We start from the raw sequence: 26974 nt of genomic DNA, 5'->3' as shown, positions 1-26974 counted from the left end.
AAAGGGGACAAGGTCTTGTAATGTTTTTACGAAAAATCACTAAACACATTCAAAATCAAAATTGGTTTGCGGTTTGGGTTGACTTTATTATCGTTGTGGCAGGGGTTTTTATTGGTATTCAGGTTGCAAACTGGAATGAACAAAGAAGTTTATTCCAGAAAGAAACACAATTACTCAATGAGCTCAAGAAAGAAATTCAAAGTTCAATCACTCTGACAGAATCTAAGATCCAAGCCTATCAGCAAGCAACTGATGCCGGAAAAAGAGTTTTATCGTATCTCGACACACAGAAAACCTGTGAAGAGAACTGCTGGAATCTGATAGTTGATTTTATGCATGCCTCACAGTGGCAAGATATTCACATTAACTCATCCACTTATCACAACATGAGAGACAATGGCTTTCCCACCAATAGAGGCATTATTGATGCCGTAGAGGCCTATCTAGCCCAGAATTCAAACAATGCAGATCCATTTAGCGCACTTCCCGTTTACAGATCATTAGTTCGACAAATCATAAATATTAAAACCCAAGAGTTCTACTGGAAATACTGCTGGTCATTAAAAGATGGAATCGAAAAATACAATTTAAATTGCCCCAAGGGCATATCTGATGAAGAATCCAAATCACTGGTTACAGAAATTATAGAAAACCCGGGAATAAGGCCGAATTTAACAGAGTGGACGGGGGCAATTGTTTCATTACCTACGACACTGGGGGAACAGAATGTTGCAGCCCGGAAAGCGATTGACCTGATTGACGAAGAACTGAGACACCGATAATGTTGTTACGTCGCATCACTCATCACATCAAAAACCAAAACTGGTTTGCTGTGCTTCTTGACTTTGTCATTGTGGTGGCTGAGGTGTTTATCGGGATTCAGATTGTTAACTGGAATGAAAGTTAAATTTGCTCTAAAGCTTTTTTCATCCTGATATCAGAAACCTTTTGTTTGGTTCCAAGATTTTGCGCAAATAAAGATATCCGGTATTCTTCCAGCAAAATATGAAATTCTTGCAATGCTTTACTGTAGATTTCTGAGCCTTCGACTTTCTTAAAAAATGGCAAGCTGATTTTTTTCAACTCTTTAAGTTTTTCTGCTTCCTTATGCGGGTTTTCTATGGCTGAATCCAATCGTATTTCCAGCCCTTTAATAAATCTGGCATAATGCTGAATCTGACCGATTTCGACTTCATAGAGAAAATCCGAATAAATCAAATAATCCAATTGATGATGCATGTCTTCATAAGTTTCTTCGGACAAATAATCGGACTTTTCTTCAATTTCCTGCCAAATTTTATACCAGTTTTCAATCACGGGATTGAGCAGCAAACATAAATCGTTGGCTTGTTTGTACCAGTCTTTTTCCAGAGTTTTCAATAAGTTGTCGAAAGAATCGATATCCCTCACTGGCAGGTTTTTTTCGATAATGCTCTGTAAAACAGCATCGGTGATATGCTCAACTAAGGAGTGTTCCGACTCCAGTTGCGACCAACCGAATTGTGCTTTAATTCCGGGTTTCAAATTCTTTTGCAGATAACGGTGTTTGGCAGGAATTTTTAATAAAACCAATCGTTTCAAGCCATGTAAATGTTCATCCTGTGCTTGTGGTTCAGTTTCAAAAAGGCGTAAACCCACACTGTCTTGTTGATCAATGATTGCCGGATAAGCTGTCAATCCATTTTCCAAGATAATATTTTGCGGAATGTCTTTAAACACCCAATCTTTGGCATGATTGATTTTGAATAATTGACTGGCAGTTTTTTGGAATGAGCGATTGGCTTTTTGGCAAAACTGCTCTTGAAGCTCATCAAAATTTCTGGAAATTTTTAACACTTCTTTTTTGTCATTTATGATTCTGAATAGAAACTGCAAATGCGGAGGAAGCTCGGCTCGTTGCCAAGTTTCAACTGTTGTGTTCAATCCAACCATGCGTTTGACTTGACTCACAATTTGTTGATAGAAATCGCCCTCACCAAACGCTATCGAGTCCATAATCGCCTGAGCAAAGTCATTGGCAGGAACTAAACTACGACGAATTGGTTTTGGTAAAGAACGTATCAATAACTCCAGTTTTTCTTTTAAAAGCCCCGGAACCAGCCATTCAAAGTCGTCTTTTGTAAAGGAATTGAGCCACTGTAAAGGAATTGTTACAGTAATTCCGTCATCTTCCTGACCGGGAGAAAAATTATAATGCAGGTTTAACAGTTGTTGACGAATCTTCAAATGTTGTGGAAATAAATCCTTCTCTGGTTTGCTGCTTCCGCTCTTTGTCAGTTGTTCATGAGTGAACTTCAAACAATCATCGTTTTGAGTTTTCAACCATTTAGACAATTGTTTTTCGCTGTAAATATGTTCAGGAATGATGCTTGCATACAGCTCCGCCAGTCGCCACGGTTCAATCAAAATATCCTGTCGTCTTTGCCGATCTTCCTGAGCCTGAATCTGTGCAATCTTCACCTGGTTGTGACTAGCAAACGCATATCGGTTTCTCAATTGATTCTCAACCAAACCCTGTTCAATAAATATTTTGTGCGAGGTTTCCACATCTGTCGGGCCGAAATGAAAGGCTCTCTTGGCAACAACAGTCAACCCAAATAGTGTTAACCTTTTATATCCCATCACCGAACCTTGCTTTTTCGACCAGTACGGATCAAAAGTTGAGGTTCTAATCACATGCCTGCCAATATCCTCAATCCATTCGGGCTCAATTTCAGCAACGGTTCTGGCATACACTTTGGTGGTTTGCACAATACTGGCCGCCATCACCCAAGAACAGTTTTTGCCAAATAAACCCGAACCCGGAAAAATATTAAAACTACGGTTTCGGGCTCCGTTATATTCGCCTTTCTCTTTTCTGAAACCGACATGCGAAATAAATCCCGATAAAATCGCCTGATGAATTGCCGGATATTCTGCTTCTTTATCATTCAGATGAATTTTTTGTTGTTTCAAAAGATTCAGCAATTGCCTGTAAATATCTAACCATTCGGTATAACGGCGATAAGATAAGAAATTCTCACGGCACCACTTTCTGAATTGTGAGTTGCTGTTTGCTTTGCGTTGTTTTTTCAGTGTTTTCCAGATATTGATAAAACTGATGAAATCCGATCTTTCATGCAGAAACTTTTTATGAGCCGCATCGGCAGCGGATGCATATTCCAGAGGACGCTCCCGAATATCCTGAATGGTCAGTGCTGAAACAATAATTAAAGCCTCTTTGATACAACCCAAAGTCTCTGCCTTGATTAAGATTTGTCCCAACTGCACATCAATTGGCAGTTGATAAAGTTTTTTACCAGATGCTGTGAGTTCCTTATTCTCATCTATCGCATGTATTTCTGTGAGCAACTGATAACCGTCTGCAATCAGGTTATCATTAGGCATATCCACAAAAGGAAATTCATCAATTTGTCCAAAACCCAAAGCGGAAGCTCTTAAAATAACCGATGCCAGTGATGTTCGAAGAATTTCTGCATCAGTGTGTTCGGAGCGTTGTTCAAAATCATTTTCGGAGTACAAACGATAACAAACACCTTCGGCAATCCGGCCACAACGCCCTTTTCTTTGATTGGCAGCTGCTTGAGAAATTGGCTCAACAAGTAATCCCTGAATTTTACTCCGTGGCGAATAACGACTCACCCGTGCTGTTCCAGAATCAATCACATAATGAATTCGGGGAACTGTTAAAGAAGTCTCGGCAACATTGGTCGTCAATATAATTCTTCGTAAGGAACCAGGATGAAATACCTGCATTTGCTGAGCCGCTGTCAGTCGGGCATAAAGTGGTAATATTTCGGTACTGCGAATCTTTTTACGAGTCAGATAATCCTGAGCTTCCAGAATTTCCCTTTCACCGGATAAAAACACCAGAATATCGCCTTCGTAGGAGTTTGCATAAATTTCCGTAACAGCTGCATAAATTCCCAGATTTAAGTCACTGTTTTCTTCATCCAAAGGTCGATATTCAACCGAAACCGGATAACTTCTGCCTTCAACATTGATGACCGGAGCATTATCAAAATGTTTGGAGAATTTCTCGGTATCAATCGTAGCCGATGTGATAATAACCTTTAAATCTTTGCGTTTTTTGGTCAGTTGCTTCAGATAACCTAATAAGAAATCAATATTGAGACTGCGCTCATGCGCTTCATCAATAATGATGCAATCATAAGCATTGAGGAATTTGTCATTCTGCGTTTCAGCCAGCAAAATTCCATCGGTCATGAATTTAATCCAGCCGTCATTCGAATAGCTATCATCAAAACGAACCTGAAAACCAACCTGCTTGCCTAGTTCAACATTCAACTCTTCAGACACCCGTTCAGCTATCGAGCGAGCAGCAATTCGTCGTGGTTGAGTACAGGCAATCGCTCCTTTTTCACCCAAACCGGCGAGCAAACACATTTTCGGCAATTGTGTGGTTTTGCCCGAACCGGTTTCACCGGCAATCACCACAATCTGATTATCCTGAATCGCTTTGACGATTTCATCTCTACGAGCAGAAACCGGCAAATCTTCCGCCAGTTCCACCTTGGGTTTGGTAGCTAATCGCTGCTGAAATTTTTGCGAAGATTGTTCGACTTTCGCTAAAGTTTTTTCAAGCCTGTCCGGATATCTTTTAGACAAAAACAACTGCTGACGCAAACGAAAATAATCCGTCCGCATCACAGAATCCGGTAATTGTTTCAGCAGTTTTTCAAGCATTGCGGAATTATAAGGGAATTAATGATTAGAAACCAATTAAGGAACGCAGAGAGCACAAAGAAGGCGCAGAGGTCGCGAAGATCTTTATCATAATCAGGCTTCCCAATTACAATTCAGTATAAAATCAATTAAAACTAGTTCCAACAAATGTATTGGTTTGTTTAACTTAAGAGCACAATAGACTATACATCAATCAATTTAGGAAAATCATTTTTAGGCATGTGAAATTTCAAACTCATTTCGCCATTACCACGATAGATAAATATCACATTACCGCCATTGTAATCTTTTGGTAGAAAATCAAAAGTCTTGAATACTTGCTCATAAGGCTTTTTATTAGAGTCCTCCCAAGTGATTTTCATTTCATCGAGTAGTTTTGGTTTACTACCTGCATTTGTAGAGCTAGAATTAGCAGATACTGAAACAGGTCCACTAGAGAGCACTTTGCTGTCATACCAAACAACCACATTGCTAATATTTTCTTCACTACGATTATCAATGATGATCCAGTAATTGGTTTCATTGCAACTGACCATGAAAGTACCAAACATCAAAATAATAATTAGCTTTTTCATTAGGGTGCCTCGTAATCTTCTACAACATTCCAATAAGGTTTATCATAGTTTTGCCTCATATACTCTTAGTACTATACATAGGAAACCGACAGTTAACAAGTGGCTGTTATAGCCAGTCCCTTAGTTTTAGAAAATTGAAAAACATTCTTAAACTATGAATCACTTCCAGTTTCACTCGATTCATCAAGAATCGACTTAGGAATTTCTTTTTTGACTTTGACTCCTAAATCAACCAATTGCTGAGACTGACTGATCAGATTGCCTTTGCCTTTGGATAGTTTGTTGAGGGCGTTTTGATAGGTGTCATTGACGGTGTTGATTTGGTTGCCGAGTTTTTCGATGTCCTCAACAAAACCTCTGAATTTGTCGTACAGATTTCCCGCTTTTTCGGCAATAATCCGAGCATTGCGGTTTTGGTTTTCATAACGCCATAGGTTTTCGATGGTTTTTAAGGTGGCAAGCAAGGTTGTTGGTGTGACAACGATAATTTTCTTCTCAAAAGCCTGATTAAACAGCTTGTCATTATTCTGAAAAGCGATGTTAAAAGCCGGTTCTATCGGGATAAACATCAACACAAAATCCAGCGACTGAATGCCTTTGATATTGGAATAATCCTTTTCGCTGAGCGATTTGATGTGAGATTCTACAGCATTGATGTGTTGTTTTAACAATTCTTCCTTGCGTTCCGGGTTTTCAGAAGATGAGTACTTCTCATAAGCAATCAAGGAAACTTTGGAATCAACAATGACCGCTTTTTCCTGCGGAAGATGAATAATCACATCGGGTTTCAGCAAATTGTTTTCCGCATCACGAAAGCCTCCTTGGGTTTCGTATTCCTGACCTTTTCGTAATCCGGATTGCTCCAAAACTCTTTCCAGAACTAACTCGCCCCAGTTGCCCTGAGTTTTTTTATCGCCTTTAAGAGCTGTTGTCAGATTTAAGGCTTCTTTATTGAGTCTTTCGTTTAACTCTTTCAACCCTAGAATTTCTTGCTTGAGAGAAGCTCGTTGTTTGGCTTCGCTGACATAAACATCGCTGACCACTTTTTTGAATTCCTGCAAATGGCTGTTGAAAGGATTGAGAATGGCATCGAGTTTTTCTTTGTTTTGCTCGGCGAATTTCTTTCCTTTCTCATCAAAAATTTCATTTGCCAGTGATTTAAACTGATCTTGAAGCTCTTGTCTGGCTTTGCTGAGCAATTCCAGTTTTTCAGCCGCCGATTGCTGTTGTTGTTCGTTGAGTGTTTTCAGTTCAGCAACTTTGGATTTGAGTTGTGAGTTTTCCTGATTTTGAAATTGTTGCTTTTCTTCAAAAGCCAAAACCTGTTTTTTGAGCTCTTCCAGTCTTTGAACGGTATCCTGAAATTGTTGTCGGGTTGCTGAAAATTTTGCCAATAGGTTTTTATTTTCAATATCGGCTTCTTTTTTTTCGGACTTGAGATTTTCAAAATCCTGAGTGAGGAGCATTCGGTCTTCTTCTAAAGATTCAATTTGTTGCGATTGCAATTTGAGTTCGGAGTGATGTTCGTTAACTAAATTCTGAGTTTGGCTTTGATAACGAAATCGCATGATGATTAACACAATCAGCATTCCGCTTAATAATCCGCCAATAAAGATTCCGATAAGTTGTAAATCAATAGTCATTAAAAAAGACTTATTCTAAATAAAACAGCAAGTGCAGAGATTATACACCAGCATTCTCAAAATCTGAGAATCAAAAGATTAATTATAATTTTCCGTCACACTGTGTCAAAAGTCACGCATGACCTATGGCACTATTTATCAAAGTCAATTTTCGGTATCATAATCATAAGTCAACGATTTATGAGGAACACCAATGACAGAACAAAACAACAACGAAGCAATTGAAGCAGAAGTAGTAAATGCTGAAACTGAAAAAACAAGCAAATGTGCTAACGGAAAATGTAACGATAAAGGGCCGGAGATTTTTAGCAGAATCTTTTTTACCTTGTTATTCTTTTTAATTGGCTGGGTGACCATCTGGGTTTTCGGATTTGTCGTGCTGATTCAGTTCGGGTTTTTAATCATTACCGGAAAAGTTAATAATAATTTGAAAGGTTTTAACAAAGAAGTCGGTCTGTTTATATACGACATGATTAAATACTTGTCTTTCCAGACAGATGTTAAGCCATTTCCTTTCAGAGACTGGCCTTATGACGAAAATCAGGAAAAACAAAATAATAGTGAACTTAATGACGACAATACAGTCAAAGCTAGTAAATAAACAGGTTAAAACTTAAATTTTTCATTTATACTCCTCCCTCGGTTCCGGGGTTTTTCATACCCTCCCTTGAACAACTCTTTCCCCGGAACCACCTTTAACCCTTCGGGGTTAAAGGCTTTATGAGAATCTAAAACAATTTCAAACTTAGCTTTTACGCGACAATAACCAAAAGAATGTTCCTTTGGCAACAACATCACCACTGGAGTCTTTGATAAAAGTTTCCACTTCATAATTCAAAGAATCTTCAACTTCAGGAATTTCACAACGACACTCGGCAATTAAATCACCTTTGGCTTTCTTGATATATTCCATCTCCATTTTCGTCAGAATTCCGCGAATCTGAGATGACATACCTGATAAAACTGCCAAACCACTGGTCATCTCTCCAAGATTAATCAGAGCAACGGCATGAATGCTGCGCAAATGGTTTTTGTTGGATTTTTTTTCTTTGAGAAAATTTATGCAATGCCCGGGAGTCAGATCGGTGACTACCGCCTTAATAGTTCCCGTGTACGGAGCCATCTTGCCAACTCCTATGGAAAACAATTTTTTACCAAATGGTTTATCTTTCAGTTTTTGCCAAGTGGCGAGAATTTTTTCTCCGGGGGATTCATTTTTATTGACTGACATGGTGTATAATTCCTTATTTTTACAGGATAAAAGAGATGTACAGCAATCATTATAAATATGTTTCCGAAATAATCAACAAAGCACTCGAGAAAGCCAATCTGGACGGAGTTTTGATTTACTCAGGACATGCACACAATTATTTTCTCGATGACATGCCTTATCCTTTTGCCTGTAATCCGCATTTCAAATGGATGGTTCCGATTACCGAAACACCATATTGTACGATTCATTATCAAGCGGGTAAAAAGCCGACACTGTATTTGTACCAACCAAAAGACTACTGGCATTCGTTGCCGGCAATGCCACAAGGTGATTGGATAGATTTTTTCAATATTGTTCCGGTCGCTTGTAAGGAAGAAGTACCTGATTACGGAAAATTAAAAAATCATGCGTGGATTGGTCAAGAAAATTCCTGTGAGCATGACTCCTTACAGCACAACCCAAAAGTTTATATGGATTATGTGCACTTTCACCGTGCTTGCAAAACGGATTATGAAATTGAAAACATTCGCAAAGCCAATAAACTAGCATTAAAAGGTCACAAAGCGGCTTATAAATGTTTCAAAAAAGGCAAATCCGAATTTGAATCTCATGTTGCCTACATGAAAGCCACCAATCACAACGAGTATCAGCTTCCTTACGGAAACATCATTGCGCAAAATCAAAACGGAGCGGTTTTGCATTATCAACACATGCAAAGACATCGCCTCCCAAAAAAGCAATTGAAATCATTTTTGATTGATGCCGGATGTAGTGTCAATGGTTATGCCTCGGACATTACTCGTACTTACGCTTATGGAGATGGCGAATTCAAAAAAATGATTAAAGCAGTCGATAAAATGCAGAAAAAACTCGGCAAACAAGCAACTGTGGGAACCAGTTATATCGATCTGCATATACAAGCCCATATGAAATTGGCAGACATTCTCAGAGACTTTGATGTTATCAGTTGTGATGCGCAAACTGCTTTGGAGAGCGGACTCAGTAATGTTTTCTTTCCACATGGTCTTGGGCATTATCTGGGTTTGCAAGTGCATGACATTGGCGGTCGTCAAATCGATGAAGATGGCAACACACTTTCTCCACCGGAACTTCATCCTTTCCTGCGTTTAACCCGAACCTTGCAGGAAAACAACGTCCTTACCATCGAACCAGGCATTTATTTCATCGACATGCTATTGGATGAAGCCAAAGCCAAAGGTCTTGGAAAATACATTAATTGGTCACGAGTGGAAGACTTTAAACCTTATGGCGGTATTCGCATTGAAGATAATATTGTGGTTAAGAAAAACAAGTCGGTGAATTTGACGAGGTAATGTTCTCTCGCAGAGACGCAGAGGGCTTTATGTATGAGTCATAACGGTTTATATAAAAATAAATTTGACAAGTGACTCAAGGGAGTTTTATTGCTAAAATTCATAAACAAACAACCAATCACTAAACAAGGAAACACATGCCAACTCTCAACTGGATAGGAAAAGAAAAAGTCATCAGCCATCATCAGGATGTTCCCTACCGAGTTTTGCAACATCAATACGGTTTTACCGCGGACAATGGCGAACAAAGCGAACCCACCAATAGCGGCAACAAAATCATCCACGGAGACAATCTCGAAGCCCTCAAAAGCCTGTTGCCCGAATACGAAGGTAAAATCAAATGCATTTATATCGATCCGCCGTATAACACAGGCAACGAAAGCTGGGTGTATAACGACAATGTCAATCACCCGAAAATCAAGAAATGGCTGGGTGAAGTGGTTGGCAAAGAAGGTGATGACCTCAGCCGCCACGATAAATGGCTGTGTATGATGTATCCGCGGTTAAAACTTTTACACAAACTGTTAGCTGATGATGGGGCTATTTTTATTTCCATTGATGATAATGAGCAAGCCAATTTGAAATTACTATGTGATGAAATTTTTGGAGTTCGAAATTTTTAGGGAAATATGATATGGCAACATTATACAAGGCAAGATATCAACCGATGAGTAATCTCTATTCATCATAACCACACTGTTATTTAGTCAAAGTCAAATTTTAATTGGAATCTTTTGATAGACAAAAAAGATAATACAAGCTTACAAAAACCGAAAATGATCCAAATGGACTTTGAGGAGGTGATGTTAGAAGCTTATAAGACAAACCTATTTATGATTTAAATACTCCTGACGGAAAAACTATTTACCACCAAAAAAGGTGGCGTTGGACTGAAACTGTCCAGAAAAATAAAGATGGGGAAATAATCTTCAATGAAGATGGAAAATGGAAGATCACTAGAAAAATATTATTTAAAGAACAAAAAGGCCGACCTACTAAAGCATTTGGTTGGATGAATTGAGGTACAACAAGGCCAAATTCGATACAAAAAATATTTGGAACAAAAAATGTATTTGATACCCCAAAACCAATAGTTATTACAAGAGATACATTTTTAATACAAAAGACTTTTATGTACTTGATTCTTTTGCCGGATCAGGAACAACTGCTCATGCCGTTTTAAACCTAAACAAACAAGACGGTGGCAATCGCAAGTTCATTCTCATAGAAATGGAAGATTACGCCAATGATATTACTGCTGAAAGAGTCAAACGGGTTGCCAAAGGTTATGGTGAAGACAAAAAAGCAGTCGAAGGCACCGGCGGAGCCTTTGATTTCTACCAACTTGGCTTACCTCTTTTTGATGAAAACCAAAACCTGAATGAAGAAGTCGGTCTGTCTAAAATCCGCGAATACATCTGGTTCTCCGAAACCCGGACTCCCCTCACAGATGTCATTTCGAGCGAAGTCGAGAAATCTCAATACTTTTTAGGCACAAAAGACCAAACTGCCTACTACTTCATCTATGAAAAAGACCAATTAACCACTTTGGACTATGATTCATTGGGCTTGATACAAACCAAAGCGGAACAGTACATCATTTATGCGGATAATTGTTTGTTACCCAAAGACTTTATGAACAAGCACAATATCATCTTCAAAAAAATACCCAGAGATATCACGCGGTTTTAAATTATGGATAATCAACAAGACAATTTTTTACTCTATGATACGACCAATGGAGAGGTTCGTTTACAAGTTTATTTGCAAGATGAAACGGTTTGGTTAACTCAGAAAGCAATGGGAATGCTTTTTGATACGACGCCTCAGAATATCACAACCCACCTGAAAAATATTTTTGAAACCGGGGAATTGCAAAAGTTGGCAACTTGTAAGGAATTTTTACAAGTTCAACTTGAAGGTAACAGAGAAGTAAACAGAACCCATAAGTTTTACAACCTGGATGCAATTATTTCAGTTGGCTATCGGGTCAATTCTGCCAAAGCCACTCAATTCAGAATTTGGGCAACTCAAACACTCAAAGAATACATTATTAAAGGTTTTGTTATGGATGACGAACGCCTGAAGCAAGGGAACAAGGTTTTTGGTAAAGATTATTTCAGAGAATTACTGGAGCGGGTTCGTTCCATTCGTGCCAGCGAACGCCGGGTATATCAACAAGTAACTGATATTTTTTCGGAGTGCAGTATTGATTATGATAGAAATTCTGAAATCACCCGAAACTTCTTTGCCAATGTACAAAACAAATTTCACTTCGCCATCGTCGGTAAAACCTCAGCTGAAATTATTCATGGGCAGGCAGATGCCGGCAAGAAAAACATGGGGCTTGAAACATGGAAAAATTCACCCGATGGTCGTATCTTGAAATCTGATACAGAAGTGGCAAAAAATTACCTGAAAGAAGACCAAATCAAACGATTGGAAAGAACCGTTTCAGCGTATTTTGATTATATTGAAAACCAAATTGAAATGAAAAACACTTTTACCATGGAAACTTTGGCGGAAAGCATAAATAAGTTTTTGTCCTTCAACGACTTCAAAGTCCTTGATGGAAAGGGAAGCGTTTCCAGACAGCAGGCACTTGAAAAAGCTGAAAAGCAGTATCAGGAATTTAATAAAACCCAAAAGATTTTATCCGACTTTGATAAACATATTAAAAAGATGAAGAAATAGCATGGAACTCAAACTCTATCAGCGTAAAGTCATAGAAAATATTGAAGAATATCTTGATTATGTTCAGGAACAAAAAGATTTAGGCAAAGCCTTTAATCAATATTGGGAAGACAAAATCGGGCCGTATAATCCTTTGGATGGCTCCGGAATGCAGCCTTATAAAAACAATATTCCCAATGCGGCTCATGTTTGTATCAAAGTTCCAACGGCCGGTGGCAAGACATTTATTGCCGTCAATGCTTTGCATTCTATTTTTCAGGCTTACGATTCAAGCAAACCCAAAGCGGTGATATGGCTGGTTCCCTGGAGCAATTTATTGCAACAAACCGTTGATGCTCTTTCCAACCCGGAGCATCCATACAGACAAAAACTCAATACACTTTTTAATCACCGAGTAGAAATCTACCAAAAAGAAGACTTGTTACAAGGCTCAAACTTCAATCCAACGGTTGTGAAAGATCAATTGAGCATTTTTGTGATGAGTTTTGCCAGTTTACGAGCAAGAAACAAAGACGACAGAAAGGTAAACGAAGAAAATGGTGCCTTACAATCATTTGTTGAAAGTTATGTGTCTAAAGATCATCTTCACCCAGAGGTTCCTGAAAGTGCTTTAACGAATGTTTTACGCTACCTTAATCCAGTTTTAATAGTGGATGAAAGCCATAATGCCGAAAGTGATTTGAGTGTAGACATGCTCAAGAATCTCAACCCGTCTTTTATTCTCGATTTAACAGCCACTCCGAAAAATAACAGTAATATTGTTAGCCTTGTTCCAGCCATTGAGTTGAAAAAAGAACATATGGTGAAATTACCGGTTATCGTTTATAACAATCACGATAAAACAGAGGTGATTAATAACGCTTTGCATTTGCAACGAAAACTCGAAATTCTTGCTAAAAAGCAGGAGTCTGAAGGAGGTAAGTATATCCGACCGATTGTTCTGTTTCAGGCACAGCCCAAAACAGCTAAAGATAACACCACCTTTGAAAAGCTGAAAGAGCAACTGCTAAAACTGGGTATTCCCGAAAACCAAATTAAAATCAAAACTGCCAATATTGACGAACTCAAAGGTGTAGATTTAATGAGCAAGGAATGTGAAGTCCGATACATCATAACCATAAACGCATTGAAAGAAGGCTGGGATTGTCCTTTTGCATACATTCTGGCATCTCTGGCAGACAAATCCAGTGCGGTTGATGTTGAACAAATTCTCGGTCGTGTACTTCGACAGCCTTATGTGCAAAGGCACAAATCGTTTCAGTTAAATCTCTCCTATGTTCTGACAGCTTCAGCCAAATTTAATGAAACCCTGCAAAGCATTGTAAAAGGTCTGCAAGAGTCCGGTTTCAGCGACAGAGATTATCGTCAAGTTGATGTTATGACAGAGGAAGAAAAGAATCCAGTTGATGCTGATCCAATTGAAACTTTTTTGTTTCCTGAACAACAAAATAAGAAAAATGAAGAAGAAACCATTGACCCTGAAAGAGTCACATTTAATCCAAATGCAGTTGATGAAGATATAAAGCCAACAACTGTTATAGAAGAAATTGAGGCGATAGCTGAAGAGCAAAATCGTCAATTGGAAGAACAAATAAAACAACAGGAACAACAACCTGTTGACGACAATATGTTTCAGGAAATGGGTGATAAAGTGAAACGATATAAAGTCAGAGACTCATACAAAGAGTTAGTGAAAAACATTAAGCTCCCCAAATTTTATATTAAAGTTACAATCAGTGATATTTTTGGAACAGATGAAGAATTACTCAATCGGGAATCATTGCTCAAAGACTTCAAATTATCGAATGAAGACATCAAGATTGACTTTAATAAGATTTCATCAGATTTGTATAAAGTGGATATCGAAGAATCAAAGAAAAATGAATACAGTCCCTCTTTTACCAAGATTGAAGATTATCAAATTAAAGAACCTTTTACTGATTACATATTAGCTCAACCTCAAACGAGTCAAATTAGAGAAATTACCAATAAAATCATTCAAGTTATTGGTAGCATGTCTCCAATTCCAGATCAGGAAATTAAGACATATATTGAACGAATATTGGATGGTTTTAACTCCGAGCAATTAAGAGATGTTCTGGCTCATAAATGGAGTTATAAAGATAAAATTAAAGTCAAAATCAGGCAATTGGCAGACTCTTATGCGGAAAACCGTTTTATGGATTTAATCAAATCAAAACGAATCCAGGTCAAAGAAGACTGGAACTTGTCCAGTGAAATCGTCCCGGGTGCTGTTGGGTCTTCAATTGGTAACTCTTTGTATGAAAGAGAAGGAAAAATGAATACATTTGAAGAAAGAGTTATCATGGAATTGGGTACGACATCAAATATTGAGTTTTGGCACAGAAATCTGGAAAGAGGAAAAGGGTTTTGTATCAATGGTTTTATCAATCATTACCCTGATTTTATCTTGCACACAAAATCAGGAAAAATCATCCTTGTTGAATCGAAAGGCGACGATAGAGATAATAGTGATAGTGCCGCAAAATGCCGATTAGGCAATGAGTGGGAAAAGCTCGCCGGAAGCAATTATTCCTATTTTATGGTTTTTGAAAACAAAGAAGTCGAAGGAGCCTATACTTTGGATAAAGCCAAAAAGTTGATTAGCCAAATGTGATTTTCGTAATTCTCTAGATTCCCTCCTTCGAGGGAATGACAAAATTGTGGAAATGACTATTTTTCAGCAAGATAACTCGGGGCGTTCCTCTCGCTCAAAATGACATTTTAAAACCCCTTTACTCTCACCGAAATATTTTTGAAGATTTGGAATCAAGTTCGCAAGTGTTTGAACATTGCTTGCAATGTGAGTTGTTGCGAACGCCAAATTTGAGAAAATATTGAGGGAAACCGCAGGTTGAGAGTTCGGGGCGTGCTTTTGCGTTACTTTTGCACGAACAAAAGTAACAAAGAAAATAATGGTTTTATTTCCCGTCATCTCGACTAAGCGAAGCGCATGGAGAGATCTCTATTCACAGAAGCTGCTAGAAAAAAAGATTTCTCCGTTCGTTTCACTCGGTCGAAAAATTCTTCGGGAAAGAATTTTCATGTAAACCATCATGGAAGATGGTGAGCCTCAGGACGAGGCGAATAAATGACGGTGTTTTATAGTTCATTCGCTCAGAAGGGTAATTCTAATTCGCTGTGCCTCTGTGTCGCTGTGCGAAATAAAAACAAATAGATTCCAGCCTTCGCGGGAATGACGAGGCTTTTTTTATCTGCGGATAAATTCTTTTAACTTATCACAAATAAACTCCACACCTTCTCTCGTTAATTCGTTATAAAACGGTAAAGCCAGACATTGACTGGCAATCTCTTCGGTGACTTGAGGTTTTAAATCCGGGAATTTATCCCGATAAAAAGGCTGCAGATGAACAGGAGCAAAATATCGACCGCATTGAATTCCTTGGTTTTGCATATCTGTGATAACTGCTTCCCTGTCCGTTGTGAGCAAGCGAATCACATAAACAAACCATGCAGATTGAGGTTCACTTTTTGAAAACTGCGGACAAATGACTTCATCAACATCTTCAAGGTTTTCATAATACCAATTGGAAATTTGTTGGCGTTTTTTAATGATTTGCGAAAGTCGTTTGAGTTGAGACAAACACAAAGCGGCATTGATGTCGCTCATACGGAAATTCCAACCAAAGCTGATTTGATCATACAAATCGCCGTTCATTGTGCGGCCGTGATTTCGCAGCAGTTTGAATTTTTCATCATATTGCTTATTGTTGGTGACCAGCATTCCTCCTTCACCGCTGGTGATTTGTTTGTTGGGATAAAAGGCAAACACACCGATATCAGCGAATGTTCCTAAGTGTTTGTCTTTGTATCGATTGCCAATCGCTTCGCAGGTATCTTCAATCACGGGGATGTCATGTTGTTTGGCAATGTTTATAATCTCTGCAATTTTTGTCGCTTTGCCAAACGCATGAACCACAATAATCGCTTTAGTTTTGTGAGTGATGGATTTTTTAAGGGCGACCGGGCACATCCCCAAAGTTTGAGGCTCAATATCAATCATCATCGGAGTTGCGCCAACAGCAATGATTGAATTTACTGTTGCCGGAACGGTGAAAGAAACGGTGATCACTTCGTCTCTGGCTTGAACTCCCAAAGCCTGAAGTGCCATAATCAGCCCGGCTGTTCCTGAACTCACAGCACAGGCATATTCAGATTTAACAGCCCGACAGATGGCTTGTTCAAACTCTTTAACAATAGGTCCACGGGATAGTTCCGAAGACTTTAATACTGAAGTGACAGCATCAATATCTTCCTGAGTGACTTCAGGTTTTGCCAGCGGATATTTCCTCATAAGATGTTCTTCTTGAACAACAAATCATTATTGATTGTCAGTTCCGACAAAACTTTCACAATTTTCTCTGCCGCAAAACCATCACCATAAGGATTTGAAATATTTTTAATGGTTTTTTTGAATTCTGAACTCAAACCTTTATCAATAGCCTGAGAGATTACTAAACAATCCGCACCAACATCAATAATATTTTCTGCTCGATCTCTCCCTTTTTGGCGAATGCCGATGTTGACTGTGGGCAATTGTAATGAAGCGGTTTCCATGATGCCACTGGATGAATTTCCCAGCATTAAATCGGCCGACTTTAATAATCCCCAATAGGTTTGAGCCGGTAAGTTGGTGTGCATTTGAGCATTTTTATGGTTTTCACAAAACTCTTTTGCTTGTTGCATGATTTTGTGCGAGCCGGTATCGGCATTGGGAAAACAAAACACGATTTGCTCTTTTCGTCGTTCTAATGCATCAAAAACAGCATGTTGCTCAAGATTAGAATTTCTGTGCATTGTGACCGGATGATAGGCAACAACAATGATACTTTCATCATCTTTGAGATTAAACTGACCTAAAATCTCTGAGCGAGTCGGGATTTCACTGCGTCGTAAATGATCCAATGAAGGAGCTCCGCTCACATGAACTCTCCAAGACTCTTCTCCCATAGCCAATACCCGCTTTTGTGCCATTGTTGTTGGAGTAAAATGAATATGGCTCATTTTCGTCAAAGCATTTCGCACCGCATCATCAATAGCTCCTTCAGAAACATCTCCTCCTTCAATATGTGCAATTGGAATTCGTAATGTCAAAGCGACATTCGCAGGAGCGAGCATTTCATAGCGATCAGCAATTATCAACATTAAGTCCGGACGAAGTTCAGACAAATAATCCGCAATGCTTAATGTTGCCAACCCCAAAGACTTTGCCATACCGACATCGGTATCAGAACTCAGCAAGCATTCAATCGTTTTGACATTTGTAAAACCGTCTTTAATGATTTCTTTCCATGTTTCGCCATACTCAGGAGACAAGTGAGGACCAAAACACAAAATGCTTAATTCGATGGATTTGTCTTGTTCCAAAAGTTTTAACGGCCAGTATAGATGGCTGTAATCGGCACGTGATGAGGTTATTGCGACGATTTTTTTCTTCATTCTTAGAGGTCTGTAGCCAATGCTTGTATAATACGCCCCGATTTTACAACAGACGAATCAACAATGAATAACAAAATTACAGTAATTAAAGGGGATGGCATCGGACCGGAAATCATGGATGCCACATTACGCGTATTGGATGCTGTTGAAGCAGGACTGGAATACGAGTATGTTGATGCCGGACTAATGGCTTTGGAAAAGCATGGGGAACTTCTTCCAAAAGATACATTAGACACCATCGCAAAAAACAAAGTTTGTTTGAAAGGGCCTTTAACCACACCGGTTGGTAAAGGTTTTAGCTCGATTAATGTCGCTTTGCGTCGTCATTTTCACCTATATGCCAACTTACGCCCGGTGATTACTTTTCCGGGAACAAAGTCAAAGTTTGAAGATATTGACATTATCACCGTTCGTGAAAATACTGAAGGAGCTTATCGTCAGGAAGGACAGACTATCAATGAAGATAGAACGGTGGCAAAAGGCGAAATTGTAGTCACTCGTGAAGCGTGCGAAAATATCGTTCGCTATGCATTTGATATTGCTGTTAAGGCTGAACGCAAAAAAGTGACAGCGGTGCATAAAGCTAATATCATGAAAACAGTTTCAGGATTATTTCTGGAAGTGGCAGAAGAAATAGCCAAGGAATATCCTCAAATCGAGTTCAATTCATTAATTGTTGATAACACTTGTATGCAGTTGGTTATGAATCCGCAACAATTCGATATTATTGTTACCACCAATCTTTTCGGTGATATTATTTCAGATCTTTGTGCCGGGCTTGTTGGTGGCTTGGGTATGGCACCGGGAGCCAATATTGGTAAAGATTCAGCTATTTTTGAAGCTGTTCATGGTTCCGCTCCTGATATTGCCGGCAAGAAAATTGCCAACCCAACAGCAGTAATTCTCGCAGCAGCTTTAATGCTTGAACATCTGGGAATGCATGATAAAGCGATTAAAATTCGCAATGCAATCCGCAGCGTTTTAGCAGATAAAGATCGTTTAACGGGTGATTTGGGTGGTTCAGCGAAAACAGCTGAATTTACCGATGCTGTTATTGAAAGATTATAATTTTTTTTGTTGAAAAGGTCTTATCCAGGCCTTTTCATTTTTACTTTTCACTCAGTTTTTCAAGAATTGCTTGAGTAAGTGTACTCATGCCTAAATTATTGAGGTGAAGAGGATCTGAAAAATACTCGCACTCTTTGTGAGACGAATCTTCTGCAAATAGATTTCTAAAATCGATCAATTCAAAATCTGATTTACTCCTATAACTATCTAACACCATGTTCATGGTTTCGACAGAGTTTGTTGGTTTTACAGCATAGTTGAACATTTGATGTTCCGGTAATAAAACAACTTTCAGTTTTTTTCCATTACTAAAAATTTTGTCAAAAAGTTTTTTCCAGTTATTCGATATTTGCAATTGTTCATCAGCTGTTTTTTTATGGAATGGAGTGTTATTTTGTGCTCGGCGTTGACTATAATCATTACCGCAGACTAATTGTATAAAATTAAATGCTCCCTTATTATTGACTTGGTCAATATGTCGGTTTGCTGTTTTGACACACTGTTGAATACTATCGAGTTCAAATTCACAAACATCATTTGGTAAATCTCTTTTGAAAGAGAAAATATCTGAATGCTCTTTTGATTGATAGTGACTAATTTGCTTGAACCGAACCATACTTTTTTGAAAAAGTTCTTTGATATCAAAAAAATAGACATAAAGAGCAAATCTGGAAAGATAGCTAAATTTCCAAAAGTTCGGATGAAAATATTTAAAATCATCATAGTTGATGAAATTTCTGAAAGGCCACGCCACGTTATATTGTTTGGAAACATCATCATAGTGACCAAAATTATTTTCTCCAACACCAAGAAAAATACCTTCCAAGTTCGGCATATTTGCCATAGACCATTCTACAGTTGATTGTAACGCTAAAAAATTCGAACTCTCAAAAGACATCCTCAAGTGATTAATTCCCTTGTCTTTTTGAAGCTTAAGAATCTTTTCGTGTTCAATTCCCCAGTCCAATCGAGAATCACCGATGGTTATCCAATGGACATTCTCCAAACCAAAATCTTGTAATGCTTTCTCTCTGTAGACAGCATTTCCTAAATATGATCTGGGCTTGATAAAATCATCGTAAATACCAAGCCTTAACAATAACTCAAGTACAACAGCAATTCCAATAATCAAAACAATCGGTAGCCAAAACTTTCTATGTAAAAAAAACTGAATCATATTAAAACTGGAAGTACATGAATGAGCCTGTTTGTTGTGGATAGAAAAAAATCAGGGTGAGTGTCAAAGCCGTTTGCCAAAACACATACTCTTTTGTTTGCATGGTTCCACTTCGACCTGTCAAATCAATTTTTGCTGAAATCCAGTGCCAAAGCGGAAACAAAACAACAAGAGCAGATGAAATCCAAAACACATCAGGAATGGCAAATTGTCCTTTCATCGTGATGATATTTTCAATAATTTGACGGCTGTCTGAAAATTCTACAGCACGGAAGAATATCCAGGCAAAGCAAACCAGATGGAAAACGACAAGCCATTTAAAAAGTCGAATGAATTTGTTCTGTAAATTCCATTTGAACAATTTATATTTGTCTATAATTCGTTCAATTGCAAGATAGACTCCATGCAAGACACCCCAGAGTGCAAAATTCCATGAAGCACCATGCCATAACCCACCTAAAAACATTGTCAGAAATAAATTTCTCATGGTTTTGTAAGAGCCTTTTCGGTTGCCGCCAAGACTAATGTAGAGATAATCTCTCAGCCAGCGAGACAAAGTCATGTGCCAACGTCGCCAAAAATCCTGGATCGACAATGCAATGTAAGGATGATTAAAGTTTCTTGGAAAACTAAATCCAAGCAACTTAGCGACTCCAATGGCAATGTCTGTATAACCGGAGAAATCAAAATAGATTTGGAATGCAAACGCATAAACCGCTATTAACGTCATTAAACCATTCGCGCTTTCCGGATTATCAAAAACAGGATCAACAATCGTTGCTAGATTATCCGCAAAAACAATCTTTTTAACCAAACCAAGTAAAATCAACATAACCCCGGATTGAGCCATATCAAAACTGAAGTGTCTTTTCTTGTCTAATTGCTCAAAGAACTCTGAAGCACGAACAATCGGTCCGGCAACCAGCTGTGGGAAAAAGGAAATAAACAAAGCATAATCAAAAATACTTTTTCTTGGTTGCAATTCCTTTCGATAAATATCAATGGTGTAACTGAGGCTCTGAAAAGTATAAAAAGAAATTCCAACCGGAAGTAAAAACTCGAAGAATTGCATTTGGTAATCAAATCCAAGCCCTGTACTAATGTTGTTACCTGTATTTATCAGAAAATTGGCATATTTGAAGAAACCCAAAATACCAAGGTTGACAATGAGGCTAAGCAAGAGAAATTTTTGTGGTTTGTCGGAACTATAGCATTTAAGACCTAAAATATAATCCGTAACGATAGTGATATAGATAAGGATAATGTAATTCCAGCTCCATTGCCCGTAGAAATAAGCACTGGCAATGATTAAAAATAAAACTTCTGCTTTTTTTGAATACTTTCTGAGTATTGCTGCTCCGAGCAGAACAATCGGCAGAAAGATAAAGAAATGTATGCTATTAAATAACACAGCTATTGATTAGTTCCCTAAAGGAATAGTTAATCCAACGGTAAAAACACCATCACCGAACCCATCTTGTCCCGGCAATTTGGTATCATTCAAATCCAATCTGGAAACCGCTTCGGCACGCAGCCTGACATTGTCACCAAAGAAATACCAACTACCGCCAATGCCTACATTGAAATAAAGATTGGTTCCGGATTCGTCTTGCGTTTCATGGCGAATCAACCCAACGCCCATTAAAAAATAAGGCTTCCACAGCGGGTCTTGGTTGATGTCGAGAAAATTGATGCCGACACCCGTGTGTTTTAAGCCATAGTCGATATCGAAATCGTATTCATCAGCAAAGCCGACAATTTCATAACTCCACACTTCACTCATTGCTTTACCGACTCGAAAATCAAATATTTTGGCATCATTCAATTGCAAGGAATCGTCAGGAACAACTGCACCTGCATTGACATTGAAATACCAACGTTCATCAAATTTTTTGTCCTGGGACAGACCATTTGCAGAGAATAAAAGTAAAGTTATGATGAAAATCAATCGCATCGGCAGATTATAATGCATACAACACTTCTGAGACTATCAATTGTCTATTTAACTGGACAATTGTTTTCAACGAGAAGAGTTTCTCCTTGAAAAATTCTTCCTGTGAATTGAGTGTTTCTTTGAATTTTTCCAACTCCTTTGGGTGTTCCAGTCATAATAACATCGCCATCTTCCAAAGTCATAAAGCGGCTGATTTCTTCAAGAATTTGCTGGGGTTTATAAAGCATCAAATCATAACCGCCATATTGCTTGAGTTCACCATCAATCAATAATTGCATGTGGATATTCTGTGTGTTTCCATCAAACTCGACAAAATCTGACAAAACCGCAGAACCATCAAAAGCCTTAGCCCGTTCCCATGGCAAACCTTTAGATTTAAGTTTAGACTGAACCTCCCTTTTGGTTAAATCCAGCCCAAAACCAACACCTGCCAGTTGATTATTCATGACAACAAAACAAATCTCTCCCTCATAATGGATTTCATCATTTTCATCTAAATTTATTTCATCAGAGATTGCCGAATTCGGTTTGCAGAAAACCACAGGTTCGCTTGGTGTTTCGTTATCCAGTTCTTTGATATGCTCAACATAATTTCTGCCGATACAAACGACTTTGGAAGGTGTGATTGCTTTATTGTTAAATTGAATCGTTTTCATTCTTCATCCTCAGAAGTGACAAACTCACCCGAATCCCATTGACGTAAAATCTCTTCAGCATCCGCAAAGTCTTCTTCAGCTACTCTAATCGTCAATAAACCACTCGCAGGCAAACCACCCATTGCCCCTTGCAAATATTCACCATCAACACGAACATTCAATCCGGCTTGTTCAAACAAATCAAGCAAAAGTTTGGCTTCAATAGAATTACTCGCTTCGTAGATTTTTTTCATGGTCTTCATTTGTTAAAAACTTCAATATTTAATTTTAACTTAATGGATTATGAATGGAAAGTCGCGAAACATTTTGATTGTTTTATTTTTTCTTTCTAATAGCACCAATGATCTCAAATATATTTGGATAGTGGGGTAAGGGGTTATTGTTAACTTTTGGAAAAATAAGAGCAAAAGATAACAATAATAATCCTCCCCCAAATGATATAAAAATCCAAAGCAAATAGAAACTTTCATTATTTTTAGGATTTTGATCCAAAGGAACAATCACAACAGGGTTTTTGTAAGATTCTAAGTACGATTCGCTTATTGCTTTGGTATACCCATCTAAGTCTTCAGATGATGACAATACTTCAAAGTACTCAGGCTTATCTAAATCATAGTCAGAATAATTAGATTCAACTTGCTTTAGAAATTCTTCATATAATTTTTCTTTCTCTCTTTCAGGAAGACTTTTTTCAATAGTTTTATAGAATTTGATCCCATACCAAAATTTATAATAGTTTTCCGACTCATCCCAATAAGCTATGTCTTTAAAGTTTTCAACTTTAAAGGGTATTACAATATATGCAGTGAAGGTTAGATCTCTCCTCCGATTGAATCTAAATCCTCCACCAGATGTGCTGATTTTTATATGGATACTTGGCATATCGAATTCCAGGTCAATATCTGAAATTGCTAGATATCTTGAGTTGTTTTTATGCAAATTATTTATAGAGGTTACTTCTGTTATTTCACTAGTTACGAAATTGAGATAATAGTTTGATGACATTAAAGTTCCAAAAAATGCTGCATACACAATCATTTCATAAATCATGACAGATTTATGGTAATTTACAAAACGTAGTATTCTAAACTTACGACTTAACCATATAAAACTCACAATAAGCGGCAAAATTAGAGGAATATAAAAGAAAAAAACTTCCTCGTTGATATGTAAGAAATCATTTCGTATTGTGAAAAACCATCTAAATAATAAAACAACCGATGTTGTTATAAAAGTCACAGCAATGTAAGCTGGAATGATGTGTTTTATCTTTTTTAGATATTTTTCCATTAGTGGCGATTGTTCAACAATTTACGAGTTTTATTACCCCAATACAAATCTCTGTGTAACTTTGTGACTTTTCCATTAATCTTTATGTTCCTTATTAAACCTAATACCAATTTTCCAGTTTTAAATCTTCAATTCTCGAAAACTCTTTTACATTATTAGTAATCAGGGTTTTATTATTTGCTAAAGCTGTTCCGGCAATGAGATTATCATAGGGTCCAACAGGTGTGCCTTTGTTTTCCAAAGTTGCTCTGAGTGTTGCAGACACTTTGGACTCTTTTTCGGCAAATGGAATGACCTCAATGACTGAACAAAGGTCTTGTAATTGTTTCATTCGCTTTTCAGGAGAGTTGGATTTAGCAATACCTAACTCAATTTCAAACAGTGTGATTGAAGATATTGAAATTTCTTTGGGTGAAACAGAGAGAAGTTTAGAGGCGACTTTTCCGGCTCCTTTGAAAAAATAAATTAGAATGTTTGTATCCAGAAGATACATTATAGCTCTTCCCGTTTTGTATCTTTGCCCTGATTGTTACGCAATTCTTCAGCACTTGGGAAGACATCCCAGCTACCGGCGGCTTCCTGAACTGATAAAGGCCATTCGGAATTGACCTTTTCCTGTATTAGTTTCGCAATCCATTTGCTTTTGGAAAGATTGGCTGATTGAGCCGCCTCAACCATTTTTTTTTCTATTTCATCTTCGAGATATATTGTAACTTGTCCCATATTGACTTTTTTATAAATTATATGTGTCATTATATGTGTTTTTATTATTGCTGTAAAGTTTCTTATGAACAAGTTGAATATCAATCTTGTTTCAATAGACACATCCCTCAACATCCGCTAAAGTATGTTGGTTTAAATAGTATTGAAAAATCATGAGCGAGTCTTCACGAGTTGAGTTAAAAATTGAAAACCAGATTGCTTTTGTCAGTTTGGCTCGTCCGCATAAACGCAATGCTTTGGATATGGAGATGTTTAAAGCGATTGCTGACACAATTAAAAAACTCAGAAAAAATCGTGACATTAGAGCGGTGATTGTTTCCGGTGAGGGTGAGGATTTTTGTTCCGGTTTGGATGTAAAATCAATTATGAAATCCAAATCAGCGCCGCTGAAATTATTAAAAAAATGGAATCCCTTTTCATCCAATCTGGCTCAATTTGTTTCGACCGGATGGCAAAAAATTGGTGTTCCCGTCATTACTGTGATTCATGGTCGTTGTTGGGGTGGTGGCTTGCATATTGCTCTGGGTGCGGATATTCGCATTGCCACACCTAATGCTTCTTTGTCGATTATGGAGGGTCGTTGGGGCTTGATTCCTGATATGGGCGGTTTGCTTGCCCTGCGAACCCATTGTCGTTTGGATGTTGCTAAAGAACTCACATGGACTGCAAAAATCATTGATGGAAAACAGGCAAAAGATTTTGGATTAGTTACGCATTTGTCTGAAACTCCCAAAGAGGCGGCGATGCAGTTAGCTGAAGAATTAATTGAACAATCGCCTGACACGGTTTCAGCTGTCAAAAAATTGTACAATAAAAGTTGGAAAGGTCGTAAGGGCTGGGCGTTATTCCGTGAATCGTTTTATCAAATTCGTATTCTTTTGGGGAAAAACAGTCGTATCAAAGCATACAACCAAACTCATGAACCAGATGAACACAAACCATTCCTCAGACGTAAGAAGTGGTGAATTTTCAAAATTCAATGACGTTAATTATTGAGAGAAATAGATGCAAAACAAAACTATCATCATTTTGAGCTTATTGGTTTTATCCTCATGCGCTCAGAAAAATTCAGTTAAGAACTCATCAAACCTAAGTGATCACAAAACCCCTTATGAAATTGTGGAAAAAGCACCACAGAGTGATTGGCGAGATTTAGATCAGGAAAACAGTCTTTATATCAAACTCGAAAGCGGAATGGTGGTTGTCGAATTGGCAAAAGACTATGCTCCAAATCATGTTCAAAATACCAAGGCATTAGCAAGAGAGGGTATATTCGACAATACCAGTTTTTATCGGGTGATTGATGGTTTTGTTGCACAAGGCGGCCCGATGAACCCTGAAAAACTGACAAAACCTAAAAATGGAAATCTAAGTATCGACGCTGAATTTAGTATAAAAACTGAAAAACCATTCAATATCACAGCAATTGAAGAGTTTGATGGCTATGCTGATGAAACCGGTTTTTATAACGGTTTTGCAGTCGGTCGCTCTGCTGATAAAAAAGACAATTGGTTGTTGCATTGTTATAGAGCATTTGCCATGGGTCGGGCGAACGATGTGAATAGTGGCGGCACAGAACTCTATGCAGTTATAGGAAATGCCCTACGATATCTGGATAAAAATACGACTGTGTTCGGTCGTGTGGTTGCCGGAATGGAGCATTTGCAGGCTCTCAAACGCAGCTCCGGTTTAAATGGTTCTGTTGATGTCACCAACGAAAATAAAATTATCAGCATTCAGGTAGGAAGTGATTTAGAAGAATCTGAACAACTTCAGTTACAAATTATGGATACAGCATCACAATCTTTTAGAGATTTGATTCAATCTCGTAAAAATCGTAAAGGTGAGTGGTTTGTGGATGCAAAAAATTATATTGATGCTTGTAGTGTGCCTGTTCCTTCGCGATTAAAAATTAATCAATAAACCGTTATTAGCAGTTTTCTTCGGTGAGGAGAATCGCGATGCTCACAAAGATAGATTCCCTGCCATGTTCCCAATGCCAAACGTCCATTGGTAACGGGAACAGTCAACTGGCACCCGAATAACGAAGACTTGATATGAGCCGGCATGTCATCGTCGCCTTCATAGCAATGTCTGAAAGGAAAGTTACGAGGAACGAGCTTTTCTTCAAAACTCTTAAAATCTTCCCGTACGGTTGGATCAGCATTCTCATTGATGGTCAAGCCGGCACTGGAATGTTGCAAGAAAACGTGAACTAGACCCGCATTGGTTCCTTTAATCTCATGAGCAATTGCCTGCTCAATTTCATCAGTAATCAGATAATAACCTCTTCCGGGCGTGTTGATAACAATTGGGAACTGTTTCATGGTTTGCGATTATTCTATCAAGAGATTTCACTATAGTTTTTTTTGGACTTTGAAACAACTGCATTTTTAAAAAAAATATCTCAACCGAAAGAAAAGAGAGGGCAACTTTCGGTCGAGATACGGGTTAAGCTC

25 protein-coding genes and 2 pseudogenes are annotated in these 26974 nt (G+C 38.1%); 12 read left to right on the top strand and 15 right to left on the bottom strand.

Annotation, left to right across the window (positions count from 1 at the left end):
* The first annotated feature begins 20 nt into the window (after positions 1-20).
* A complete protein-coding gene (locus R3F25_08835) occupies positions 21-782 on the top strand; it encodes a hypothetical protein (GenBank protein MEZ5496922.1) in 762 nt (253 codons plus the stop codon).
* Positions 782-907, top strand: a complete 126-nt coding sequence (locus tag R3F25_08830; protein ID MEZ5496921.1) for a hypothetical protein — start codon at positions 782-784, stop codon at positions 905-907. The genes R3F25_08835 and R3F25_08830 overlap by 1 nt, the downstream gene beginning before the upstream one ends.
* Here the strand turns inward: R3F25_08830 and hrpA are convergent.
* From hrpA to rmuC, 3 genes are all read right to left on the bottom strand, one after another.
* A complete protein-coding gene (hrpA, locus tag R3F25_08825; protein ID MEZ5496920.1) occupies positions 904-4707 on the bottom strand; it encodes an ATP-dependent RNA helicase HrpA in 3804 nt (1267 codons plus the stop codon). The genes R3F25_08830 and hrpA overlap by 4 nt on opposite strands.
* Positions 4708-4889: 182 nt before the next feature.
* A complete protein-coding gene (locus R3F25_08820; GenBank protein ID MEZ5496919.1) occupies positions 4890-5282 on the bottom strand; it encodes a hypothetical protein in 393 nt (130 codons plus the stop codon).
* Between the two features lie 152 nt (positions 5283-5434).
* Positions 5435-6925 (bottom strand): DNA recombination protein RmuC, encoded by a 1491-nt coding sequence (gene rmuC, locus R3F25_08815; GenBank protein ID MEZ5496918.1) that lies wholly within the window; start codon positions 6923-6925, stop codon positions 5435-5437.
* Between the two features lie 193 nt (positions 6926-7118).
* On the opposite strand from rmuC, the gene R3F25_08810 reads away from it, so the two are divergent.
* Positions 7119-7526 (top strand): DUF4389 domain-containing protein, encoded by a 408-nt coding sequence (locus tag R3F25_08810; GenBank protein MEZ5496917.1) that lies wholly within the window; start codon positions 7119-7121, stop codon positions 7524-7526.
* A gap of 144 nt (positions 7527-7670) precedes the next feature.
* Here R3F25_08810 and R3F25_08805 read toward each other — a convergent pair whose 3' ends face one another.
* Positions 7671-8156, bottom strand: a complete 486-nt coding sequence (locus tag R3F25_08805; protein ID MEZ5496916.1) for a DUF4442 domain-containing protein — start codon at positions 8154-8156, stop codon at positions 7671-7673.
* 35 nt (positions 8157-8191) lie between these two features.
* Here R3F25_08805 and pepQ point away from each other — a divergent pair, with 35 nt between their 5' ends.
* The 6 genes and pseudogenes from pepQ (at position 8192) to R3F25_08775 (ending at position 14804) form a co-directional block, all read left to right on the top strand.
* Positions 8192-9472, top strand: coding sequence for a Xaa-Pro dipeptidase (gene pepQ, locus R3F25_08800; GenBank protein ID MEZ5496915.1), 1281 nt, complete (start codon positions 8192-8194; stop codon positions 9470-9472).
* Positions 9473-9609: 137 nt separating this feature from the next.
* Positions 9610-10092, top strand: a pseudogene (locus tag R3F25_08795) (site-specific DNA-methyltransferase).
* A gap of 490 nt (positions 10093-10582) precedes the next feature.
* Positions 10583-10674: pseudogene (locus R3F25_08790) on the top strand (DNA methyltransferase).
* Positions 10675-10702: 28 nt separating this feature from the next.
* Positions 10703-11164 carry a hypothetical protein gene (locus tag R3F25_08785; GenBank protein ID MEZ5496914.1) on the top strand — a complete coding sequence of 154 codons (462 nt, stop codon included), beginning with the start codon at positions 10703-10705 and terminating at the stop codon, positions 11162-11164.
* A 3-nt stretch (positions 11165-11167) separates the two neighbouring features.
* Positions 11168-12166, top strand: a complete 999-nt coding sequence (locus R3F25_08780) for a virulence RhuM family protein (protein MEZ5496913.1) — start codon at positions 11168-11170, stop codon at positions 12164-12166.
* A 1-nt stretch (position 12167) separates the two neighbouring features.
* On the top strand, positions 12168-14804 hold the full coding sequence (locus R3F25_08775; GenBank protein ID MEZ5496912.1) for a DEAD/DEAH box helicase family protein: 2637 nt from the start codon (positions 12168-12170) through the stop codon (positions 14802-14804).
* Between the two features lie 594 nt (positions 14805-15398).
* Here R3F25_08775 and R3F25_08770 read toward each other — a convergent pair.
* Positions 15399-16502: a DegT/DnrJ/EryC1/StrS family aminotransferase gene (locus tag R3F25_08770; GenBank protein MEZ5496911.1), complete on the bottom strand. Its 1104-nt coding sequence runs from the start codon at positions 16500-16502 to the stop codon at positions 15399-15401.
* Positions 16499-17647 (bottom strand): UDP-N-acetylglucosamine 2-epimerase, encoded by a 1149-nt coding sequence (neuC, locus tag R3F25_08765; GenBank protein ID MEZ5496910.1) that lies wholly within the window; start codon positions 17645-17647, stop codon positions 16499-16501. The genes R3F25_08770 and neuC overlap by 4 nt, the downstream gene beginning before the upstream one ends.
* Positions 17648-17710: 63 nt before the next feature.
* Between neuC and R3F25_08760 the strand changes: the two genes are divergently transcribed.
* Positions 17711-18715, top strand: a complete 1005-nt coding sequence (locus R3F25_08760; GenBank protein ID MEZ5496909.1) for an isocitrate dehydrogenase — start codon at positions 17711-17713, stop codon at positions 18713-18715.
* A gap of 40 nt (positions 18716-18755) precedes the next feature.
* Here the strand turns inward: R3F25_08760 and R3F25_08755 are convergent, their stop codons facing one another.
* The 8 genes from R3F25_08755 to R3F25_08720 form a co-directional block, all read right to left on the bottom strand.
* A complete protein-coding gene (locus R3F25_08755) occupies positions 18756-19892 on the bottom strand; it encodes a hypothetical protein (protein MEZ5496908.1) in 1137 nt (378 codons plus the stop codon).
* A gap of 1 nt (position 19893) precedes the next feature.
* Positions 19894-21303, bottom strand: coding sequence for an MBOAT family protein (locus tag R3F25_08750; protein ID MEZ5496907.1), 1410 nt, complete (start codon positions 21301-21303; stop codon positions 19894-19896).
* A gap of 9 nt (positions 21304-21312) precedes the next feature.
* Positions 21313-21864: a hypothetical protein gene (locus R3F25_08745; GenBank protein MEZ5496906.1), complete on the bottom strand. Its 552-nt coding sequence runs from the start codon at positions 21862-21864 to the stop codon at positions 21313-21315.
* Between the two features lie 26 nt (positions 21865-21890).
* Positions 21891-22502 (bottom strand): fumarylacetoacetate hydrolase family protein, encoded by a 612-nt coding sequence (locus R3F25_08740; GenBank protein ID MEZ5496905.1) that lies wholly within the window; start codon positions 22500-22502, stop codon positions 21891-21893.
* The gene (locus tag R3F25_08735; protein ID MEZ5496904.1) at positions 22499-22735 is read right to left on the bottom strand and encodes a DUF2007 domain-containing protein; all 237 of its coding nucleotides are present in this window, start codon (positions 22733-22735) and stop codon (positions 22499-22501) included. The genes R3F25_08740 and R3F25_08735 overlap by 4 nt, the downstream gene beginning before the upstream one ends.
* 82 nt (positions 22736-22817) lie before the next feature.
* On the bottom strand, positions 22818-23792 hold the full coding sequence (locus R3F25_08730) for a hypothetical protein (GenBank protein ID MEZ5496903.1): 975 nt from the start codon (positions 23790-23792) through the stop codon (positions 22818-22820).
* Positions 23793-23892: 100 nt separating this feature from the next.
* Positions 23893-24285, bottom strand: coding sequence for a type II toxin-antitoxin system VapC family toxin (locus R3F25_08725; GenBank protein MEZ5496902.1), 393 nt, complete (start codon positions 24283-24285; stop codon positions 23893-23895).
* Positions 24285-24545, bottom strand: a complete 261-nt coding sequence (locus R3F25_08720) for a CopG family transcriptional regulator (GenBank protein ID MEZ5496901.1) — start codon at positions 24543-24545, stop codon at positions 24285-24287. Before R3F25_08720 ends, R3F25_08725 begins: the two co-directional genes overlap by 1 nt.
* 122 nt (positions 24546-24667) lie before the next feature.
* Here R3F25_08720 and R3F25_08715 point away from each other — a divergent pair, with 122 nt between their 5' ends.
* Complete coding sequence (locus R3F25_08715) at positions 24668-25480, top strand: crotonase/enoyl-CoA hydratase family protein (GenBank protein MEZ5496900.1); 813 nt, start codon at positions 24668-24670, stop codon at positions 25478-25480.
* Positions 25481-25520: 40 nt separating this feature from the next.
* Positions 25521-26438 (top strand): peptidylprolyl isomerase, encoded by a 918-nt coding sequence (locus tag R3F25_08710; protein MEZ5496899.1) that lies wholly within the window; start codon positions 25521-25523, stop codon positions 26436-26438.
* On the opposite strand, the gene R3F25_08705 is transcribed toward R3F25_08710, so the two are convergent.
* Positions 26432-26842, bottom strand: coding sequence for a secondary thiamine-phosphate synthase enzyme YjbQ (locus R3F25_08705; GenBank protein MEZ5496898.1), 411 nt, complete (start codon positions 26840-26842; stop codon positions 26432-26434). The two genes, R3F25_08710 and R3F25_08705, sit on opposite strands and share 7 nt — an antisense overlap.
* Positions 26843-26974 lie beyond the last annotated feature (132 nt).

The sequence above is a fragment of the Gammaproteobacteria bacterium genome, from assembly GCA_041395445.1.
In the GTDB taxonomy this organism is placed as follows: domain Bacteria; phylum Pseudomonadota; class Gammaproteobacteria; order Xanthomonadales; family Marinicellaceae; genus NORP309.
This window is presented reverse-complemented; position numbering and strand designations above follow the sequence as displayed.

Excerpts from the sequence above, each read along its gene's own strand:
- R3F25_08720 (MEZ5496901.1), bottom strand. The coding sequence starts at position 24,545 with ATGACACATATAATTTATAAAAAAGTCAATATGGGACAAGTTACAATA.
- R3F25_08780 (MEZ5496913.1), top strand. The coding sequence starts at position 11,168 with ATGGATAATCAACAAGACAATTTTTTACTCTATGATACGACCAATGGA.
- R3F25_08770 (MEZ5496911.1), bottom strand. The coding sequence starts at position 16,502 with ATGAGGAAATATCCGCTGGCAAAACCTGAAGTCACTCAGGAAGATATT.
- R3F25_08835 (MEZ5496922.1), top strand. The coding sequence starts at position 21 with ATGTTTTTACGAAAAATCACTAAACACATTCAAAATCAAAATTGGTTT.
- pepQ (MEZ5496915.1), top strand. The coding sequence starts at position 8,192 with ATGTACAGCAATCATTATAAATATGTTTCCGAAATAATCAACAAAGCA.
- rmuC (MEZ5496918.1), bottom strand. The coding sequence starts at position 6,925 with ATGACTATTGATTTACAACTTATCGGAATCTTTATTGGCGGATTATTA.
- R3F25_08775 (MEZ5496912.1), top strand. The coding sequence starts at position 12,168 with ATGGAACTCAAACTCTATCAGCGTAAAGTCATAGAAAATATTGAAGAA.
- R3F25_08805 (MEZ5496916.1), bottom strand. The coding sequence starts at position 8,156 with ATGTCAGTCAATAAAAATGAATCCCCCGGAGAAAAAATTCTCGCCACT.
- R3F25_08715 (MEZ5496900.1), top strand. The coding sequence starts at position 24,668 with ATGAGCGAGTCTTCACGAGTTGAGTTAAAAATTGAAAACCAGATTGCT.
- R3F25_08810 (MEZ5496917.1), top strand. The coding sequence starts at position 7,119 with ATGACAGAACAAAACAACAACGAAGCAATTGAAGCAGAAGTAGTAAAT.
- R3F25_08730 (MEZ5496903.1), bottom strand. The coding sequence starts at position 23,792 with ATGGAAAAATATCTAAAAAAGATAAAACACATCATTCCAGCTTACATT.
- neuC (MEZ5496910.1), bottom strand. The coding sequence starts at position 17,647 with ATGAAGAAAAAAATCGTCGCAATAACCTCATCACGTGCCGATTACAGC.
- R3F25_08745 (MEZ5496906.1), bottom strand. The coding sequence starts at position 21,864 with ATGCATTATAATCTGCCGATGCGATTGATTTTCATCATAACTTTACTT.
- R3F25_08755 (MEZ5496908.1), bottom strand. The coding sequence starts at position 19,892 with ATGATTCAGTTTTTTTTACATAGAAAGTTTTGGCTACCGATTGTTTTG.
- R3F25_08820 (MEZ5496919.1), bottom strand. The coding sequence starts at position 5,282 with ATGAAAAAGCTAATTATTATTTTGATGTTTGGTACTTTCATGGTCAGT.
- hrpA (MEZ5496920.1), bottom strand. The coding sequence starts at position 4,707 with ATGCTTGAAAAACTGCTGAAACAATTACCGGATTCTGTGATGCGGACG.
- R3F25_08705 (MEZ5496898.1), bottom strand. The coding sequence starts at position 26,842 with ATGAAACAGTTCCCAATTGTTATCAACACGCCCGGAAGAGGTTATTAT.
- R3F25_08760 (MEZ5496909.1), top strand. The coding sequence starts at position 17,711 with ATGAATAACAAAATTACAGTAATTAAAGGGGATGGCATCGGACCGGAA.
- R3F25_08735 (MEZ5496904.1), bottom strand. The coding sequence starts at position 22,735 with ATGAAAAAAATCTACGAAGCGAGTAATTCTATTGAAGCCAAACTTTTG.
- R3F25_08740 (MEZ5496905.1), bottom strand. The coding sequence starts at position 22,502 with ATGAAAACGATTCAATTTAACAATAAAGCAATCACACCTTCCAAAGTC.
- R3F25_08710 (MEZ5496899.1), top strand. The coding sequence starts at position 25,521 with ATGCAAAACAAAACTATCATCATTTTGAGCTTATTGGTTTTATCCTCA.
- R3F25_08830 (MEZ5496921.1), top strand. The coding sequence starts at position 782 with ATGTTGTTACGTCGCATCACTCATCACATCAAAAACCAAAACTGGTTT.
- R3F25_08725 (MEZ5496902.1), bottom strand. The coding sequence starts at position 24,285 with ATGTATCTTCTGGATACAAACATTCTAATTTATTTTTTCAAAGGAGCC.
- R3F25_08785 (MEZ5496914.1), top strand. The coding sequence starts at position 10,703 with ATGGAAGATTACGCCAATGATATTACTGCTGAAAGAGTCAAACGGGTT.